Source organism: Flavobacterium columnare NBRC 100251 = ATCC 23463 (assembly GCF_002530675.1).
In the GTDB taxonomy this organism is placed as follows: domain Bacteria; phylum Bacteroidota; class Bacteroidia; order Flavobacteriales; family Flavobacteriaceae; genus Flavobacterium; species Flavobacterium columnare.
The window spans coordinates 1-20499 of sequence record NZ_PCMX01000052.1 but is presented as its reverse complement, the minus strand read 5'-3'; the positions used below and the strand labels follow the sequence as shown (position 1 = coordinate 20499).

Here is a 20499-nt window from a genome sequence, read left to right as displayed (position 1 = left end):
TGAGTTAATGACTAACTCTTTACGGGTTTATATTTCGACTTTTTAAAGAGTTCTTTTGCATCTAAAACAAGCATCTTTTGCAGAGGAGTGTCATTCTGATCCATATAAGCACGAACAATTTGCCAACCAATCCATGCTCCTATACGAGCAGGGGTTTGATTATCACTTTCTAGTCCAAATTTAGAAAAAGGTCCAGGTGTTATTAATTTTTGAACCAACATAGGATTTGTATCATATAACATTTTTTGTTCTACCATAAATCGCCAAATATTTTCATCGTTTTCTTCACACCATTTTAATTCTTCTTTAGTATATGCAATTTTATCTTCATCTAAGGTTGTAGGCAACAAAACATCTTTTAAATAGAGTTTTTTTCCTTCATAAATCATTTGTGACAAAAAATCACGATCTGTAGGTGGTTTAACTTTATATAGAGCAAATGCATCTACTATATCAGGCATCATTTGTAAGGGTTCAAATCTTCTTTTTAAGAATTCAGGGTACTCATAAAAACGGTGTGATTTACCTAAATACAATTCCAAAGAAATAATTAGCATATTCTTATCGGGAGCATAAATAACTTTATAATCAGGATCCATGTCTTGAATAACTGTATATACTTTAGGTATTTTGGTTTTTGGAAAATAGTATTTTATATATTTAAAAAGAGTTTCTATGTTTTTCTTTTCAAGATCAAAATTATCATATCTCTTTTCCACTTCCTTATATAGTGCTCTCCATTGTGGGTTCACCATCTTTTCTGCTAAAAATCGTTCATCAACTTGAGGAGGAAAGAAAAAAGGATATTTTTGTTTTAAATTGGGTAAATCAGAGGGTTTTGATTCAAAAAAAGCTTTATCATAACGATCTACCACAACATTTACATTCATTTCTTCTGCTTGATCTTGTACTTTTTCATTTTTTTTACAAGAAAAAAGGGAAAGGACTATAAAAGTTAATGCAATATATTTCTTCATTTTTACTATTAATTGTATTAAGGTCACCTCAAAACGGTTTATGGCGTAATTTTATTATTTTTGCAAATATACATTCGTTTTTAATACTATCCTCGTTATGCAAAAAATAAGCACCCTAAATGTAGAAAAAGTAAACACACACATTGTAAATTGGTTAAAAGAGTATGCTGAAAAAGCGGGAGTAAAAGGCTTTGTTGTGGGGATCTCAGGTGGAATAGATTCTGCTCTAACCTCTACATTATGTGCCCAAACAGGACTTACTACCTTATGTGTAGAAATGCCCATACACCAAGCCGAAAGTCATGTAAGTAGAGCATACGAACATATCCATTTATTAAAATCAAGATTTTCAAATGTATCCGATACACGCGTTGATTTGACTCCCGTTTTTGAAACGTTTCAAAAAGAGGTTCCGATATCGAAAAATGAAGATAAACTTCATTTAGCTTTAGCAAATACCCGCTCACGTTTACGAATGGTATCTTTGTATTACTTAGCAGGTTTAAACAACTTATTAGTAGCAGGAACAGGCAATAAAGTAGAAGATTTTGGGGTGGGCTTTTTTACAAAGTATGGAGATGGAGGTGTAGACATCAGTCCTATAGCAGACTTATTAAAAAGCGATGTTCGCGCTCTAGCAACTTATCTAGAAATACCAGAATCCATCTTAAACGCAAAACCTACAGATGGGTTATTTGGCGATGATAGAAGTGATGAAGATCAATTAGGAGCTAATTATAACGAATTAGAATGGGCTATGGAACAATTAGAGAAAGGAAAAATCAGTAACGATTTTGAAGGCAGAGAAAAAGAAGTTTTTAAAATTTACTTACACTTAAACACCATTAATCAACATAAAATAAATCCAATTCCTGTATGTATAATTCCTAAGGAACTCAAATAATTTCGACAAAAGTGTAAAACATTTTCTACAATTGATAATCAAGCCTTTATATTTTTATTTGTAATTTTGTACTTACACAATTTTAAACAAATAATGTATGATAAAGATAGGTCTTGCAGATAATCATCCAGTGGTTCATTATGGTATTAAATCATATTTTAAAGAACATTCTGATATTACATTAGTAGGAATCGTGGATAACTTTGACATGATTGAAGAGATGTTAAAACGTAAAGAGGTAGACATCCTAGTCATGGACATGGAACTAAACGGGTTAAACAGCATCAATAGCATTAAAAATTTATTGCAAAATTATCGAAAACTTAAAATTATTTTGTTTTCTAATTTAAACGAACAAGTATATGCCCCTAACGCCATAAAAGCAGGTGTTTCATCATTTGTTGAAAAATCAGAAAAATTAGAAAACCTTGCTTCAACAATTATAAAAGTCAACAGGGGTACTGTTGTATTTAGCGACGCGGTAAAACGAAACATCGCTTTGATATCAAAACAATCTAAACCAGAACAACTCTACAGAAAATTATCTAGTAGAGAGATTGAGGTATTACGTTATTTATCAAATGGTAAAAAAAACAAAGAAGTAGCTGAAGCTTTAAATCTAAATGAAAAAACTATTAGCACCTATAAACTCCGTTTATTAGCAAAATTAAATGTAACCAATCTTGTAGATCTTGTCAATAAAGCTAAAACTTTAGAAATTGTCTAGTTCTAAAATTTGAACTTTTAGAATAACTTTTTGAACGATCACAAAAAACTCAAGAAAACTCTTATTCATAAATTTGCCTTAACAAAAAAAAGATAATTATGAAAAAGAGTTTTTTACTTTCCTCTCTTATAGGAAGTACCTTATTAATAGGATGTTCAAAAGAAAACAATACTCCAACCCCTAACCTCGAAATCACATTTCCAACAGGAAAATTAGCCGTAGAATTCAGTCATCCTGAAAGCATTCTTTTTGATGGTAAAGAATATTTTTATATTTCAGATATTGGAGCACAATTAGCTCCTCACGTAAAGGACGGAGACGGTATGATTACCAAAGTAGACATCAACGGCAAACTAATCTCGAAAAACATCAGCAAAACCAGTTTAAACGCCCCTAAAGGTAGTGTTCTTATAGGCAATACATTGTGGGTAAACGATATAGATGAATTAAAAGGGATAGATATTAACACAGGAGAACTCATAGATCGAATTTCTTTTAGTGACCTAGGAATTGATCTAACAGTAAAAGGAGGCACAGGACTAAACGATCTTGTCAAAGGAAATGACAACAGTACTTTGTACGCAAGTATCACCAATAATGGCGGTATTTATAAAATTAACCTAAAAGAAAAAACCAAAGAAAAAATAGGTGAAAATAATTTTGCCAATGGCTTATTTTTAAAAGACAATACGTTATGGAATTGCGCTTTTACAAATGGATTGTCATTGAAAAAATTAGACTTAAGCTCTAAAATCAATACCGATGCAGTGAATAGTCCAAATGCTTTAGGAGGTCTAGATGGTATAGCCATTATTAACAATGACATATATTTATCCGATTGGGGTAAAGATTACAATGGATCCAATGAAACAGGATTCCTATTTAAATACAATCCAACAACTCAAAAAAGTGAAGAAGTAGATCTTGCTAGTAAAATAGGGAAAAAGTATCTTAATGGTCCTGCGGACATTAGCAGCTATAACAATTATCTGCTTATACCAGCGATGGGAGAAGGAGCTATCTATATAATTAAGTTATAATTTTTAAAATTCCCCAAAGAGGAAAATGTTCGAAAAGTTCATAAAAACGTCATTTAATTTATGCTATTACCTCGTCTAGTTAACCTTAAAATGATACCTTTTAGATAGGAAAAGCAAATCATTTAGCATTATTGACTAAGAAATCCCTACTAGCATTTGAGCAATAAAACTTATAATGACTTTTTACTTTTCGGACATTCCCTTATATTTTTCACTACGAATAACGGGACATAACACGTCCTAATTTACTAGAAAAGTTACCTACTAACTTTGAATAATCCATTACCATATATAAAATTTCAGAATTATCAGCTTGTGGATCAGGCGATAATTGTCCTTTTACTTCTTCTATAATTTTATTTACTAAAAACCATCGCAAACTCAAAATTGTTTCGGTTACATATTGTCCAATTGTTTGATCTTTTAATTTCACATAAATCAACTTAACCTCCCAATTATGCAAGTTCATTTTTTCGTCTTCCATTAAAATAGAAGTTACTTCTTGCGCTAATTCAGGCGTTAGTTGCATCAAAAAATGTTCAATTTCAAATTTTTCATTTTGATGATAATAATTCATTACTTCATTGTAGATTGCTCTAAATAAAGGGTTTGCCAACTCTACTTCATCTTCTTGAAGGCTTAAATAAATTCGTTGATATACTTTATACATATTAAGTTCCTTTATTTCTTTTAATTCGCCTTCAGGAGTAGCTTTATAGAGATAATCCGTAAATTCTTCTTCTGCATTGCCATAGAGTAAAAGAATTTCTATAATCTTACGTTCTAACTGATATTGAACATCTATTTTGGATTTAGCAGATTGATCTTCATTTTTAACAACGGTAAATGCTTTTTGCTCTTGCTTTAATTTTTTATTTGATTCCGTAATATCTTTTTGAACTAATTGTGCTAATGTATTAAACAAAACCTCTTCTGAAATATCCATAATCCGTGAGCATTCTTTTATGTATACTTCTCTTTTAATTCGATCGGGTATTTTAGCAATACTAATAACCATATCACGAATTAGATCTGCTTTTTTAATAGGATCATTTTTAGCTTCTTTCATAAGAAGAGAAGCTTTAAACTGAATAAAATCCATTGCATTCTCATCTAGATAACGCAATAAATCATCATGAGGTGTTTTTCTTGCAAAACTATCGGGATCATCTCCGTCTGGAAAAGTACATACTTTTACATTCATACCTTCCTCTAGTATTAAATCAATTCCTCGAATAGAGGCTCTTAATCCTGCCGCATCGCCATCAAAAAGAACGGTGACATTTTTGGTCAAACGGTTAATCAATCGAATTTGATCTGGAGTTAGAGCGGTACCAGATGAGGCTACTACATTTTCTATACCTGCTTGATGCATTTGAATTACATCAGTATAACCTTCACATAAAAAACAATTATCTTGCTTAGCTATAGCTTGCTTAGCATAATAAATACCGTATAATACTTTGGACTTATGATAAATTTCACTTTCTGGGGAGTTGACATATTTAGCTACTTTTTTATCGTTGATTAAAATACGTCCACCAAAACCTAAAACACGTCCAGACATACTTTGAATAGGAAACATAACACGTCCTTTAAAACGATCAAAATGTCTGCCATCTTCTTTCGTTATTGTCAACCCTGTTTTTTCTAAAAATTCCAATTTATAGCCTTTTTCTAAGGCTTCTTTGGTAAAAACATCCCATCCTTCTGGTGAAAACCCTAAACCAAACTTTTTAATAGTGTCTAAAGTAAATCCTCGTTCTTTAAAATAAGAAAGACCTATAGCTTGCCCTTCATTAGTATGAAGCATCTTGTCTTGAAAAAATTTTTGAGCAAATTCAGACACGAGATACATACTTTCTTTTTCATTTGCTACCGCTACTTCTTCAGTAGATTGCTCTGTTTCCTCGATTTCTATATTGTATTTTTTTGCTAAATACCTAATGGCTTCTGGGTAAGAAAAATGTTCATGCTCCATTAAAAAGGTGACAGCGTTCCCTCCTTTTCCTGAGCTAAAATCCTTCCAAATTTGTTTTACTGGAGACACCATAAAAGACGGTGATTTTTCATCGGAAAAAGGACTTAACCCTTTTAAATTGGTACCTGCTCTTTTTAGTTGCACAAAGTCCCCTATAACCTCTTCTACTCTAGCGGTTTCAAAAACAGTTTCTATTGTATTTTTGGAAATCACGATTAATGTTTTAAAAAAGGTTCAAATATACAATTTTAAAAAAGATCGTCTTAGTAGATAATAAAACGAATCTATACAAAAAAGGAATCGCTTATATAAAAGTTATCTCTAATGATACCTGAATATATTAGCAAAAAAAAGGTGCCCAAAAAAGGGCACCTTTTTTTACTTTAATCTAAAATCTGGTTTTTTTCGCACATCATTACTTTTAAACATATTGATATTACTAATTTTAGTAATACTATTTACCTTGTCTTTTTGTGTAAACCAATCTGATTGTGTTTCTGCTTTTACCAAATTTTCATTTGTAATAACTTCTGTACAATTATTTATAACGGAATTAACTACTTTTACTTGTTTGTAATTTTCTTTTTCCAAATATTTATCATCCATAGCAATTACACTAGCGAAACCCGAAATTACACATTTATTAATTTCAACAAATGAATCTGTTTTTACGGAAATAGCTTCTTTTACTAACCCCATGGCATTATCTTCATTACTAACCATCGTTACATTATTCAGTTTAACTACTGTTTTTTTACGAGTGGGATCAAAATTTTCTAGTTTATCATAAGTATCTATTTCCATAACTCTTGAACGAGTATTATCTGAAATATAAGGATTTCGTATGGCTATTGAATTACTCATTGTACAAACAGCTCCCATAGAAAAGTCAAAATCATCATCAGCATTTTGAAATGAAATAATATTATTCATATCAAAAACACCCCCAACGACTTCTAATCCATCGTCTTTAGCCATACTAATTTGTACGTATTCTATTTTAGTTTTTTTTCCTACAGCTCCTAAAGTTAAACCATTTAACATGGTTTTTTCATTTAGTTTTTTTCCTGCAAACTCTATACGTACATATTTTAAAACACCTGAGTCACTATTTTCATTATTCCCTCCAAAAAGGTTGTATTTAGGATTGGGATCATAAATAGAGGATACTATTCCTCCATAACGATTAACGGGTGCATCACCATAGATGATAATACCTCCCCAATCGCCTGATTTTCTATCCGAAGTCCCTTTATTTGATGTAAAAATAATAGGATCTGTTTCTGTACCTTCTGCTTTTATTTTAGATCCTTTAGTTATAATTAAGGTCCCATTAGACTCAGAATCGCCACGCATAACAACCCCTGGCTCCAAGGTAAGAGTAGCTCCATTAACAACGTATACAGATCCCATTATTAGGTAAGTTCCTTTTTTAAGGGTTGTATTTTCTCCGATTTCTCCGTTTAATATTCTGTTAGGTGCTGCGTAATCTTGCGTCTTAGGTTTAAAATTAGTCCAATTATTAAACCAATTGAAATCACCATAAATCCCTTGCACATTTTGCGCCTGTCCAGAAGCAAAAACTAATAACAGTAAACTTAATAACTTTTTTCTCATTGTTTGGGGTTTGATTTGTAAAAAATAGTGACAAAACTACTTTTTAGTTTATTAATAAGCAACCATTCTATTAACAAAAAATTGTTAAAAAATAATTTAAAATGTTTTATCAATGAAAGATTCTCAATAATTATGCCAAATAAAATTAATTTAAATCAAATATAATCCCTAAAGATGTTTTTTTTTGATCAACCCAATTATACTTAAATATAGGATTTAAATCGTATTTTAGGTATAAACTAATTTCTTTATAACCGATATAAGTTCCTAAACCATAAACAAATTTATTTACATTAAAACTAGCTTTCTCTTCTAGAGCATAGTTATGATTGTTTTCTTTATATTCTATGTATTGTTTTGATTTTAAATTAAATTCTAAAAAACCTCCTACTCCAAAACGAAAACTTTCATGTGTGTGAAAACATTTTTTTCATTTATTATAGATGATTTCGAGAAATCCAGTTCTAAATACAGGGGGAAAACTAAATTAACGACTTTAAATATTGAGTCATTTATGGGGTTAGAAAACGTTTTAAGAGTAGTTTGGTCTCCTTCTTCTACAAAAAAACGATTGTTAGTTGGTCTTAAATTATTATACTGAACGGAGAAACCATGCTTAAAATGTAGTAAATTATTGATCTTTGAAATACGAGAATTTATAGAAAATCCCCACTCATAAAAATGAGATTCCTAATATCTGAAATCGGATTTATTTATTGAATTATTAGTACTTAAATTATTTATACCGACAGCAAATACAAATTAAGTAGTATGTCTCTTATCAGAACAACCTATACTATCTATTCTTTCTTCCAATGTAATTCTCTCTTTTCTTTTTTGTAAGATATCTAAAAACTGGATAGCCTCCACGGATAATTTATTTTCAATATCATTGTATATATCTTCTGCTATAGCTTCATCTTGTAGAAAGGAAACTTCTTTTTAACTCTAAGAAAGAAAACGCACTCATTAATCATAATTCTTCTTATCCACCCTTCAAAACTTCCTCCTTTGTGTTCAAAACGTTCAAGGTTTGTAAAACTTTCATAAAAGCTGTAATCATTAGGTCTTCTTCTTTTTGTAAATCTTTGACATATTGACGACACATACCTAACATTTTTGGTGCAAATTTTGAATAGATTTGATGCTGCGCCTGTCTGTCTTATTGCGAAGCTTTTTCTGTCATTGTTTTTCGTCTTGATGTAAAACTGATTACTTTTACTCCTTTGATTGGTCTATAAGCACAAACGATTCCATTGTCATCTTCTTATAAAGACGACAAAGAATTGAAAAAGGTTGCATTGTATTTTAAAAAATTATTTTTTTCTTTCAATTACATAATTAACCATTAAGATCAAGGCTTTTTTATAATCTGATTCAGGGAAGTCAGCAAGCAACATTAATGCTTCCTGTTGAAATTCAATCATTTTGTTTTCAGCATATAGAAGTCCGTTATTTTGTTTTACAAATGCTATAACTTCTTTTACGCGCTTTTTATCTTTGTTATGGTTTTTTATAGAATTAATTAACCATTTTTTTTCTTTGGAACTACAGGTATTAAGGACATAAATGAGCGGAAGTGTCATTTTTTGTTCTTTTATATCAATTCCTGTTGGTTTGCCTATAGCTTCTTCTGAATAATCAAAAAGATCATCTTTTATTTGAAATGCCATTCCTATAAGCTCTCCAAATTTTCTCATTTTTTCTATTAGTACAGAGTCATCAGGTCTAACGGAACACGCCGCTAAGGAACAACAGGCTGCAATTAGAGTTGCTGTTTTTTGCCTAATAATTTCATAATATATTTCCTCTGTTATATCTAAACGACGAGCTTTTTCTATCTGAAGTAATTCTCCTTCGCTCATTTCTCGAACTGCAACTGAAATGATTTTAAGTAAGTCAAAATCGCTATTATCTATGGACAACAACAATCCCTTTGACAATAAATAATCACCCACTAAAACTGCTATTTTATTTTTCCATAGTGCATTTATAGAAAAAAAACCACGACGGCGATTACTGTCATCTACCACATCGTCATGAACTAAAGTGGCTGTATGAATTAATTCGATTACTAATGCTCCTCGATACGTTCTTTCTAAAACAGCTCCACCTGAAATCATTTTGGCTGTAAGAAAAACAAACATAGGACGCATTTGTTTTCCTTTTCTATTCACAATATAATAGGTAATTCTATTTAATAACGCTACCTTAGAAGACATGGAGGAATAGAATTTTTTTTCAAAAATTTCCATTTCCTGAAGTATCGGTTGTTTTATTTGAGAAGTAATATCCATCAGGGTTTCAAAGGTAAAACAATTTCGTATATGAAAAAAAAAATTATCAGACTAAAATTAAACCTTTTTTTAGTACTTTAGTCTAACCTGTAAAACCTAAAACCTTTTGATTATGAGAACTAAAAATTTTATCGTTGCTTTATTTAGCACTTTTGTGCTACTAATGAGTTGTAATAAAGACGAAAATGAAAATCTATACGCACCTGAAATCACTGAAGATGATATGTCTGCTTCTGTAAAAACAGACGCAGCGGTTGAAGACCTTTCAAGTGTTGTACTTGAGCAGTTAGGAGAACTTAATCTTGCAGCAAGAACAGCGCCTACAGAAAGACAAACACCTACTTGTGCCGTTATAAGCGTATCCCCTCAAGCTCCTTACACTCCTGGGCAAATAATTACAAAAACTATTAATTTTGGAACAACAGGTTGTGCCATGCCTAATAACAACCTATTGAAAGGTAAAATCATTATTAAATTCACATACCAACCCAAAGCTACTTCACACACTCTTACCTATAGTTTTGAGAATTTTTCTCATAATGATATAAAAGTAGAAGGTACTCGAACCATTACAATCACGAGAGGTGTTTCAACAGCGAATCCTAATGATCACTTAATTTTTAAGATTGACTTAAACTTAACAGTTACTTTAGAAAATGGTAAAATTTTAAAAATAACAGGAGTCAAAACAAGGGAAATTGTTGAAGGTCAAGGCACGCCAGAATTATCTGACAATGTTTACCAAATTACGGGTGGCTGGGAAACGGTTTTCCCTAGTGGAACTGTAAGAATTGCAAACATTACTTCTCCTTTAGTTGTAAAATTAAGTTGCCCTCATATTGTTAAGGGAATCATTTCTTATTCCAAATTAGACAAACCATCAGCTACTCTAGACTTTGGAAATGGAGAGTGTAATGATAAAGCCACATTAACAATTAATGGAGTAAATTATCAGATTACTCTTAGAAAATAATTATACATACTAGCACTACAAAGGAGAGATCATTAACTATACTAAAGATAATCTCTCCTTTATTTTTTATACTTAAAATTAAAAAACCTCCTTAGCAATCGCCTTAATATTTTCAGCTTTACCCATAGAATAATAATGTAATACTGGGATTCCAGCTTTTACGAGCTCTTTACTTTGTGCAATACACCACTCAATACCAATTTGTTTAACCGCTTCATTGTCTTTTGCTTTCACGACCGCCATGATTAAATCATCAGGTAATTCCAAACTAAAACGATGCGGGATAAGATTCAATTGTTTTTTTGTAGCAATAGGTTTCAGTCCTGGAATGATAGGAACATTGATTCCTGCTTTTCTACATTTTGACACAAAATCAAAAAACTTTTTATTATCAAAAAACATCTGAGTGATGATATAATCTGCTCCATTTGCAATTTTTTGTTTTAAAAAATGAATATCACTATCTAAACTAGGAGCTTCTATATGTTTTTCAGGATATCCCGCCACTCCTATACAAAAATCTGTGGCATTTGTATTTTGTAAATCGGCATCCAGATACTTTCCATTATTCAAATCACTGATTTGTTTCACCAATTCTGATGCGTATCCGTTTCCGTCCTTTTCTGGTTTAAAATAAATTTCGCTTTTCACGGCATCGCCACGTAACGCTACTACATTATCAATTCCTAAAAAATCAAGGTCAATCAATAAATTTTCTGTATCTTCTTTTGTGAAACCACCACATAAAATATGCGGTATAGCATCAACATTATATTTGTTTTGTATGCCAGCACAAATCCCTACAGTTCCTGGACGTTTTTTTACAATTTTCTTTTGCAACAAACCATTGCCTAACTCCTTATATTCATATTCTTCGCGATGATAGGTAACATCAATAAAAGGTGGATTAAATTCCATTAACGGATCAATCCCATCAAAGATACATTGAATGTTTTGTCCTTTTAATGGCGGTAAAATTTCAAAGGAAAATTGCGTTTTCCCACTGGCATTTGCTATATGTTCTGTTACTTTCATAAATTTAAGTCTTAAAGTCGAAAGTCGAAAGTCGAAGGTCGAAGGCCACATAATACGTTATGACTTTAAACATTTGACTTTGGACTAATTTAATCTGCTATATTAGGTGTGCCAACCATTTGGTTGCTTCTTCCTCTGAAATTCCTCTTCCGTTTGCGTAATCTTTTACTTGATACTGGCATTTGCTATATGTGCTGTTACTTTTATAAATTTAAGTCTTAAAGTCGAAGGTCGAAGGCCACATAATACGTTATGACTTTAGACATTTGACTTTGGACTAATTTAATCTGCTATATTAGGTGTGCCAACCATTTCGTTGCTTCTTCGACTGAAATTCCTCTTCCGTTTGCGTAATCTTTTACTTGATACTGGCATTTGCTATATGTGCTGTTACTTTTATAAATTTAAGTCTTAAAGTCGAAGGTCGAAGGCCACATAATACGTTATGACTTTAGACATTTGACTTTGGACTAATTTAATCTGCTATACTAGGTGCCAACCATTTCGTTGCTTCTTCGACTGAAATCCCTCGGCGTTTAGCATAATCGCATACTTGGTCTTCTTTTATTTTACCAAGCCCAAAATACTTACTTTGTGGGTTTGCAAAATAATAGCCTGAAACGGATGCAGCAGGCCACATTGCCATACTTTCTGTGAGTTTAACCCCTATGGTTTCTTCTACTTTTAGCAACTCCCAAATGATAGGCTTTTCGAGATGATCTGGACAGGCAGGATATCCTGGTGCTGGTCGAATTCCTTTATAATTTTCTTTGATTAATTCGTCATTAGTCAAATTTTCATTTGCATCATAGCCCCAAATTTCTTTACGAACTTTCAAATGAAGATATTCTGCAAAAGCTTCCGCAAAACGATCACCTAACGCTTTAACTAAAATGGCATTGTAATCATCTAATTCCTTTTCAAATTCGGCTGCTTTTTCATCAACACCAAAACCCGTAGTTACACAAAAACACCCTATATAATCTTGAATTTCTTCAATTGGCGCTATAAAATCAGCTAAGGCTATATTAGGAGCCCCAACCGTTTTTTGTGATTGCTGGCGAAGGGTTAAAAATTGAACCAATGGTGCCCCTTTTTCATCAGACACTAAAATATCGTCATCATTGATTTGATTTGCGGGATAAATTCCCAAAATTCCTTTAGCAACAAACCATTTTTCCTTTACAATTTGGGATAGCATTTCTTGTGCATCAGCAAACAATGCTGTAGCTTGTTCTCCCACTACTTCATCTTTTAATATTGCTGGAAACTTACCATACAATTCCCAAGATTGAAAAAACGGTGTCCAGTCGATAAAATCAACTAATTCTGCTAAATCCACTTCAATGGTTTTATTTCCTATAAAGTTTGGTTTAACAGGTTCATACAGTTTCCAATCGATTTTCAATTTATTTTGGCGCGCCTCTTTAATTGATAAGAAATTCTTCTCCCGACTTCTGTTCAAATATCCTTCTCGTAAGGTATTGTATTCTTCACGCAACGATTTAGCATAATTTACTTTAGTCTCCGTTTGCAACAAATTAGTCGCCACAGTTACCGCTCGAGAAGCATCATTTACATGCACGACTGTTTCTTTATACTCTGGTGCAATTTTCACTGCTGTATGTGCTCTAGAAGTTGTTGCACCACCAATCATGACTGGAATTTTGATATTTAATTTATCTAGTTCTTTCGCTAGATAGACCATTTCGTCTAACGAAGGGGTAATCAAACCACTTAAACCAATAATATCTACATTCTCTTTAACAGCAGTTTCAATTATTTTTTCTGGTGGCACCATTACCCCTAAATCGATAATTTCAAAATTATTACAGGCTAATACTACCGAAACAATATTTTTACCTATATCATGTACATCGCCTTTTACTGTTGCCATCAAGATTTTACCAGCCCCCCCCGCCCCCGAAGGGGGAGCTACTAACTGTGTGTTCAACTCTTTATTTATAATTTCAATAGTTTGAAAAAGATTACTTAAAACCTCATCATTTTTAAATCTTATAACCTTGAAACCTTTTGATTCAAGCCACTCGGTTCTGAATCTATCATGTTCAATTTGTTCCTTATTATCATGCACAGCTCCATCAACTTCAACAACTAATTGCTTTTCAAGGCATACAAAATCAACAATATATTCACCAATGATATGCTGTCTTCTAAATTTAAAACCATCAATCCCTTTGTTTGAAAGCACGTTCCACAGCATTTTCTCCGCGTCTGTTGGGTTATTGCGCATTTTCTTCGCCCTTTCTTTCAACTTAGCATATAAAGTTGGACTGGCAGTTTTCCATGTCTGCTTGTCAACTCCCCCATTGGGGGTTGGGGGGCTTATATACGGCATTAAGTATGCCACCGCTTTTTTCATCACGCGAGCTGATTTTACTACTTGTGGTAAAAACATTTTTCCGCTTCCAAATAAATCACCCACTACATTCATTCCGTTCATCAAGTGATTTTCAATCACTTCAATAGGACGAGTTACAGTCAAACGAGCTTCTTCAACATCAATCTCTATAAATTCATCTACACCTTTGACTAATGAGTGTGTTAAACGTTCCTGAACGGAACCTTGTCGCCATTCTTGTCCTGATCTTTCTGCGGTTTTAACTTCTCCTTTTACACTTTCGGCAAAATCCAAGAGACGCTCTGTTGCATCGTCTCTTCTATCTAAGATAACATCTTCGACGTGTTCAAGTAAATCTTTTCGAATATCATCATAAATGGTCAACATTTCTGGATTTACGATTCCCATGGTCATTCCGTGTTGAATGGCATGATACAAGAAAACAGAATGCATGGCTTCACGCACTACATCATTACCACGGAATGAAAAGGATACATTACTCACCCCACCGCTAATGTGTGCATGCGGTAAATTTTCACGCACCCATTTAGTGCCTCTAAAAAAATCTAAGGCATTTAATCGATGTTCTTCCATTCCTGTGGCTACTGGGAAGATATTCAAATCAAAAATAATGTCTTGAGGTGGAAATTTTACTTCATTAACTAATATATCGTACGATCTTTGACAAATTTCGATACGACGTTGATAATTATCAGCTTGGCCAATTTCGTCAAAAGCCATTACAATTACTGCCGCTCCATATCGTTTAATCAATTTAGCATGGGCTACAAAGGTATCTTTTCCTTCTTTCAAAGAGATTGAATTTACCACACACTTCCCTTGAACCACTTTAAGTCCTGCTTCGATGATTTCCCATTTTGAACTATCAATCATGATGGGAACTCTTGAAATATCTGGCTCAGCGGCAATGAGATTCAAGAATCTAGTCATGGCTTGTACGCCATCTAGCATTCCTTCATCCATGTTAATATCTATGATTTGAGCACCACCCTCAACTTGTTGTCTGGCAATTTCTAGTGCTTCATCGTATTTTTCTTCTTTTATTAATCGAAGGAATTTTCTTGAACCTGTTACATTAGTACGTTCCCCCACGTTTACAAAAACACTAGTAGGCGTAATTATTAAAGGCTCTAATCCTGATAATAGTAAGTTTCTTCTTTCCTGAATCATTGTATCAATCTACTACTTGTGGGGTTCTAGGCTTGTAATTTTTAGCAATTTCTGCCATTAACTTTATGTGTTCTGGAGTTGTCCCACAACAACCTCCAATTATATTTACTAAATTTTCTTCTAAATACTCTTTTATAAATGCTTGTGTTTGTTCTGGCGATTCATCATATTCTCCAAAAGCATTAGGCAATCCAGCATTAGGGTGTGCCGAAACATTGAATGACGTATTGTGTGCTAGTGTTTTTAAATACGGTTTTAGCAGGTCAGCTCCTAAAGCACAATTAAAACCAACGCTCAATAACGGGATATGCGATATAGAAATCAAAAATGCTTCGACAGTTTGCCCAGACAAAGTTCGTCCTGAAGCATCTGTGATTGTTCCAGAAACCATGATAGGCACCTCAATATTACGTTCTTCTTTAACTTCTTCAATGGCAAATAAAGCTGCTTTAGCGTTTAGTGTATCAAAAATTGTTTCTACTAATAACAAATCGCATCCTCCATCTAAAAGAGCTTCTACCTGCTGTTTATAAGCTATGCGCAAATCATCAAATGTTACTGCTCTATAACCAGGATCATTAACATCAGGCGACATGGATGCTGTACGGTTTGTAGGACCAATGGAACCTGCAACAAACCTTGGTTTATCTGTAAATTCATCTGCTACTTCACGGGCAATCTTTGCCGACTGGTAGTTCAGCTCATACACTAAATCTTCCATGTGATAATCTGCCATTCCGATGGTTGTTCCAGAGAATGTATTGGTTTCCACAATATCAGCTCCTGCCTGAAAATACAAACGATGTACCTCTTTAACGGCTTCTGGCTGTGTTAAAGAAAGTAAATCGTTATTTCCTTTTAACGGATGTGGAAAATCCTTGAAACGATCACCACGAAAATCTTCTTCCTCAAATTTATAGCGTTGCAACATGGTTCCCATAGCACCATCAAGGACTAGGATTCTATTTTTAATTTCCGAATGAATTTTTGACATAAAAATGTTACATAATAGGCGTTAGATGCCAATGGGGCAAAAAATTTTATTATGTTATCTTAAAAGAGAGAGAAAATTACTCTGGTTATCTTGCCTTTTCTGAAAAAAAATCAATTGAAAAGGTAGAATGCAGCACCTTCTACAAGTGTAGGGTTGCTAAGCGATCATAGGGTCTATTCCCTCCCGCTTTCGTGATAACGATACTAAAATTATGAACTTTGCAAATGTATTACTATTATTTTAAAATTGAAAATTTTTCTAAAAAGTACTATAAAAAAAATATTTATCAAGCATAAAAACTAAACAAACATTCTTTTATAGATTAAAAATCTAATTTTTATCTGCTATTCTTAAAATATCTCCAAAAACCCCTCTTGCTGTAACCGAAGCTCCTGCTCCTGCTCCTTGAATCACAATAGGGCGTTCTCCGTAAGACTCGGTATAGATTTCAAAAATCGAATCAGATCCTTTTAATTGACCTAAAGCAGAACTCTCTGATACCGATACTAACTTAACCTCTAAATTACCCTTATCTTGCTGTAAGTCTCTAGAAAGCTCACCTACATAACGCAGCACATTTCCGATAGTTTGATTACGCTTTACTTCATTATAATATCCATCTAATTGTTCTAAACTTTGAAGAAATTCTTCTGTAGGAATTTCTCGTAATGGTTCTGGTATTAAATTTTGAATATGTATTTCATCAAATTCATTTTGCAAGTCTAATTCTCTAGCTAAAATCAATAATTTTCTAGCTACATCATTTCCACATAAGTCTTCTCTTGGATCTGGCTCTGTGTAACCCTTTGCAATAGCCTCTTTCAAGACTTCGCTAAATGGTTTTTCTTCTACTGAAAAATGATTGAATATAGAACTTAATGAACCCGAAAAAACACTTTTTATTTTTGTAATGTTTTCTCCTGATAAATGCAATAATTTGATCGTATCTATCAATGGCAACCCAGCGCCTACATTTGTCTCATACAAGTAACTCTTTTGGTTTTTATCTAATGCTTTTCTAAGTTTTTTATATGAATCATACCTTAATGTATTAGCTACTTTATTTGAAGAAACTACATCAAAACCATTTTCTATAAAAGTCTGGTAATTTTGCACAAAATCTTTATTAGCTGTATTATCTACCATAATTAAATTTTCTAAATAATTTTCATGGGCAAAAGCTATTATTTCTTTAACTGAATAATTAAGAGCTTTTGTTTGAAACAGTTCTTTCCAATTATACCCTATTCCTTTTTTGTTTATAATGGTCTTTTTTGAATTGACTATAGCAAAAATATTTAGCTTAATTTCTTTTCTGTTTTGAATATTTTCTTTAGAATCTAAAATCTGTTGTATTAATGTCCCTCCTACAGTTCCGTGCCCAAAAATGACTATATTAATCTTTTTAAGTGTACCAAAAATTTCTTCATGAATAACATTTAAAGCTCTTTTGAAATTTTCTTTTTCAACAACTAAACTTACGTTTTTACCTGTCGTTGTTTTATTAAAGAGTATAGAGATAATTTTATTTTTAATTAATGAAGAATACGATTTATGAAACGTACTCAAATCCTGACCAATTATAGATATAACAGCCACATCTTCTCTAACCGAAATTAAATTTACGTCTTTTAAGTACAAATCATTTTCAAATTCTTTTTTCAGATGTACTAAGGCTTCCTGTGCCCTATCAGCATTTATTATGAATCCAATTCCTCTTTCTGAAGCCTCTTGAGAAACAACACTAACACTTATTTGGTTATCAGCCAAAACTTTAAAAATTCGCGCATCTATTCCTTTTTTACCTAACAATCTTCTTCCTTCAAAATTAACTAATGCCACCTCATTTAATACGGTTAATGACTTTATTCCTTCTGAAGTTTGTTCAGCTGTTATTAGAGTTCCTTCGCTATCAGGATTAAAAGTATTTAAAATTCGTAGTGGAATATTTTTTTCGGCTAGAGGAATAATTGTTTTAGCATGTAAAATAGTAGCTCCCAAGTTTGCTAATTCATTAGCTTCTAAGAAAGATAAGCTCTTTATTTTTCTTGCATCAGCAACTAAATTTGGGTCTGCTGTATAAATTCCATCAACATGGGTATAATTTTGTAACTCTTTTGCCTCTAAACAATTAGCCAATAATGACGCTGTAAAATTGCTTCCATTTCGTCCTAAAGTAGTGGTTTCTCCTTTTTGAGTAGAGCCAATGTACCCTGTTACTATTTTAACAGATTCTTTATTTTTTGCGAAACACCCCAATACTTTAGCCCGCGTAATACTCTCTATAGGCTTTGCATTTCCAAAATTATCATCGGTTGTAATTAACTGACGCGCATCTACAAACTCAGCTTGTATTTCTTTTCGAATCAACAAATCGGTTAAATATTTGGCGGATAAAACTTCTCCAAAAGACACTACTACGTCTTTTGTTTTATCAGTATAATCGGCTAACAAGCGTACTTCTTCAAATAATTTTTCTAAAGTAGTCCATTCCTTTTTAAAAGAAAATGAACTTCCAAGGCTTTGATATTCTTTAAAAAGATTCCATAGTTTCTTATAATCATTGCCTTTCTTTGCTTGCTCTAAAATTTCAATTAGCTCATTAGTGGCATTACCTCGCGCTGACACTACTACTACAATCTGTTCATTACCGTAATATTTTTTAGCAATAATAGAGACTACTTGATTAATTCCTAAACCATTACTGAGTGATTTTCCTCCAAATTTTAAGACTTGCATACTTTATTTATTTTGTTGTGTTTGTAAATATTGGTTTTAATATCTCTTTTAATTTTTCGTATTCCATCAAAAAAGCATCAAGCTCATGAATGGATTGAATTTCAAACAACTGCATTTTTTCAAATTGTTGTGAAAACTTTTTATGCAATTCTTTGTTTCCATTCGCTATAAACCAATAATCCGAATCAATACATACTTGGCAAATCCGTATGGTTGTTGTTTCTAAAATACGTTCTACATCCTGTATAGATAAATGCACTCCTATTGTTTTTAGCAAATGATTCATTAATAAGTATGATTTTAAATGAAACCTTTTTTTAAGGTTTTACCGTGATAGTTTAACCAATTTTAGATTTTATATTCTGAATCAGAAACTTTTTCTTTTTCAAATTTTCGATTCAAAGATTTAGGAGAACGATATAATAACATAGCGTGTGCTCGAGCATCTTCTATGGGATTGACTCAATTATTAAGTATATTTTCTTGCGCTTTAACATTCCCTATCAACCAATCATCTGCTTTCCAGTTTGAGGCTATGGGGATTAAACACCCAATCGTTGTAGGTTTTAAAAATGCCATTTCCCAAGCAATCCCTCCTCTTAAACTCCTTCCTACAATGGCAAATAGTTTTGTAACTCCTAAAATTTCTAATCCTTTCCAAAAAACTCTAGCTATATCTTTTGCTATAAAACACTGATAATCAACAATTAAAAAACCGTAGCATATCCATTACCTGGCACATTGAAAGCAATTCTGTAAACGCATTTAGATCAATCACTTGATTATATCCTACCAATTTATTCCACCAGCCATTTTCACCTGTTACATTTGAATTACCTGTTAAAGCATGATTAATCAGAACTACAGGAGCCGTATTGATTTTTGGCCCAAAGGATTGATACAATAGAGGCAAAAAGGGAATTGTTTTACCTGATTGTAATGTAAAACTAAAAAAATCTATTTGACAACAATTATCCATATTTTTATTAAAATTTTGTAGCTTATAAGAAAAAACCCTTTTGGCTCTAGTACCAAAAGGGTTTAATTATTAAGTTTTTAAAAATTCAACTCGATTGATTTAGGCAATACTTTTTTAAGGTATACATAGACATACCTATAAGAATATTTATCATTATTACGAATCTATTTTTTATCATTTCTTACTTACATTCCATTCATTTACGCGGAAGCAAATCTATAACCAAATTCTTTTACATTAAATTTTATAGATTATTTTTCTAAATTTAATTATTAAAAAGCAAAAAAATAAGAATTAAATACTAAAAAACAACTTAAATTTAATTTTTATTTCTACTAAAACATTAATTTCTAAAACATCCTTAATAGCATTTTAATACTGAATAGAATAACCAAAAATGAGACTATTAACAGAGCTGCTTTTTGAGGTAACCTACCCGCAAATCTAGCTCCTATAGGTGCTGCTAGCGATCCTCCAAGTATTAATCCTAGAATAATATACCAATGACTAATTCCTAATGACGCAAAAAAAGTTACTGATGCTGCCAATGTTACAAAAAACTCCGCTAAACTTACAGTTCCAGCTACATAACTTGCCTTTCTTCCTTTAGATAACAATATCATTTTAATTTTGAATTTACTAGAATAATTTGTAATTTTAGGCATGCCAAAGAAAATTCAAAT

At 32.2% G+C, this 20499-nt stretch carries 16 protein-coding genes and 1 riboswitch; of the genes, 5 read left to right on the top strand and 11 right to left on the bottom strand.

Annotation, left to right across the window (positions count from 1 at the left end):
- Nucleotides 1–11 precede the first annotated feature (11 nt).
- Nucleotides 12–977, bottom strand: a complete 966-nt coding sequence (gldB, locus tag B0A78_RS07835; RefSeq protein WP_065213007.1) for a gliding motility lipoprotein GldB — start codon at nt 975–977, stop codon at nt 12–14.
- A 97-nt stretch (nt 978–1074) separates the two neighbouring features.
- Between gldB and nadE the strand changes: the two genes are divergently transcribed.
- The 3 genes from nadE to B0A78_RS07820 all read left to right on the top strand — a co-directional run bounded on the left by nadE (nt 1075) and on the right by B0A78_RS07820 (nt 3648).
- Nucleotides 1075–1881 carry an NAD(+) synthase gene (nadE, locus tag B0A78_RS07830; RefSeq protein ID WP_014164904.1) on the top strand — a complete coding sequence of 269 codons (807 nt, stop codon included), beginning with the start codon at nt 1075–1077 and terminating at the stop codon, nt 1879–1881.
- A 97-nt stretch (nt 1882–1978) separates the two neighbouring features.
- Nucleotides 1979–2608: a response regulator transcription factor gene (locus B0A78_RS07825; protein WP_014164905.1), complete on the top strand. Its 630-nt coding sequence runs from the start codon at nt 1979–1981 to the stop codon at nt 2606–2608.
- Between the two features lie 98 nt (nt 2609–2706).
- The gene (locus tag B0A78_RS07820; protein ID WP_014164906.1) at nt 2707–3648 is read left to right on the top strand and encodes a hypothetical protein; all 942 of its coding nucleotides are present in this window, start codon (nt 2707–2709) and stop codon (nt 3646–3648) included.
- Between the two features lie 214 nt (nt 3649–3862).
- Here the strand turns inward: B0A78_RS07820 and dnaG are convergent, their stop codons facing one another.
- From dnaG to B0A78_RS07805, 3 genes are all read right to left on the bottom strand, one after another.
- Complete coding sequence (dnaG, locus tag B0A78_RS07815) at nt 3863–5842, bottom strand: DNA primase (RefSeq protein WP_014164907.1); 1980 nt, start codon at nt 5840–5842, stop codon at nt 3863–3865.
- A 165-nt stretch (nt 5843–6007) separates the two neighbouring features.
- A complete protein-coding gene (locus B0A78_RS07810; RefSeq protein WP_065213006.1) occupies nt 6008–7246 on the bottom strand; it encodes a hypothetical protein in 1239 nt (412 codons plus the stop codon).
- 1316 nt (nt 7247–8562) lie between these two features.
- Nucleotides 8563–9543, bottom strand: coding sequence for a polyprenyl synthetase family protein (locus B0A78_RS07805; protein WP_014164910.1), 981 nt, complete (start codon nt 9541–9543; stop codon nt 8563–8565).
- Nucleotides 9544–9655: 112 nt separating this feature from the next.
- Between B0A78_RS07805 and B0A78_RS07800 the strand changes: the two genes are divergently transcribed.
- Nucleotides 9656–10516, top strand: coding sequence for a hypothetical protein (locus B0A78_RS07800; protein ID WP_014164911.1), 861 nt, complete (start codon nt 9656–9658; stop codon nt 10514–10516).
- A gap of 78 nt (nt 10517–10594) precedes the next feature.
- Here B0A78_RS07800 and metF read toward each other — a convergent pair whose 3' ends face one another.
- From metF to B0A78_RS14865, 5 genes are all read right to left on the bottom strand, one after another.
- Entirely contained in the window at nt 10595–11551 is a 957-nt protein-coding gene (metF, locus tag B0A78_RS07795; protein WP_014164912.1) for a methylenetetrahydrofolate reductase [NAD(P)H], read from the bottom strand.
- A gap of 475 nt (nt 11552–12026) precedes the next feature.
- Entirely contained in the window at nt 12027–15104 is a 3078-nt protein-coding gene (locus tag B0A78_RS07790; RefSeq protein ID WP_097609547.1) for a vitamin B12 dependent-methionine synthase activation domain-containing protein, read from the bottom strand.
- 4 nt (nt 15105–15108) lie between these two features.
- A complete protein-coding gene (locus tag B0A78_RS07785; protein ID WP_077225626.1) occupies nt 15109–16098 on the bottom strand; it encodes a homocysteine S-methyltransferase family protein in 990 nt (329 codons plus the stop codon).
- An 82-nt stretch (nt 16099–16180) separates the two neighbouring features.
- Nucleotides 16181–16299, bottom strand: a riboswitch (SAM riboswitch).
- Between the two features lie 129 nt (nt 16300–16428).
- Nucleotides 16429–18837: a bifunctional aspartate kinase/homoserine dehydrogenase I gene (thrA, locus tag B0A78_RS07780; RefSeq protein ID WP_097609546.1), complete on the bottom strand. Its 2409-nt coding sequence runs from the start codon at nt 18835–18837 to the stop codon at nt 16429–16431.
- Between the two features lie 7 nt (nt 18838–18844).
- On the bottom strand, nt 18845–19123 hold the full coding sequence (locus B0A78_RS14865) for a hypothetical protein (RefSeq protein ID WP_081278985.1): 279 nt from the start codon (nt 19121–19123) through the stop codon (nt 18845–18847).
- Between the two features lie 165 nt (nt 19124–19288).
- Between B0A78_RS14865 and B0A78_RS14860 the strand changes: the two genes are divergently transcribed.
- Nucleotides 19289–19534 carry a hypothetical protein gene (locus B0A78_RS14860; RefSeq protein ID WP_097609545.1) on the top strand — a complete coding sequence of 82 codons (246 nt, stop codon included), beginning with the start codon at nt 19289–19291 and terminating at the stop codon, nt 19532–19534.
- 3 nt (nt 19535–19537) lie between these two features.
- Here B0A78_RS14860 and B0A78_RS14855 read toward each other — a convergent pair whose 3' ends face one another.
- The gene (locus B0A78_RS14855) at nt 19538–19816 is read right to left on the bottom strand and encodes a hypothetical protein (protein WP_097609544.1); all 279 of its coding nucleotides are present in this window, start codon (nt 19814–19816) and stop codon (nt 19538–19540) included.
- Between the two features lie 350 nt (nt 19817–20166).
- Nucleotides 20167–20481, bottom strand: coding sequence for a TSUP family transporter (locus tag B0A78_RS07760; RefSeq protein ID WP_065213001.1), 315 nt, complete (start codon nt 20479–20481; stop codon nt 20167–20169).
- Nucleotides 20482–20499 lie beyond the last annotated feature (18 nt).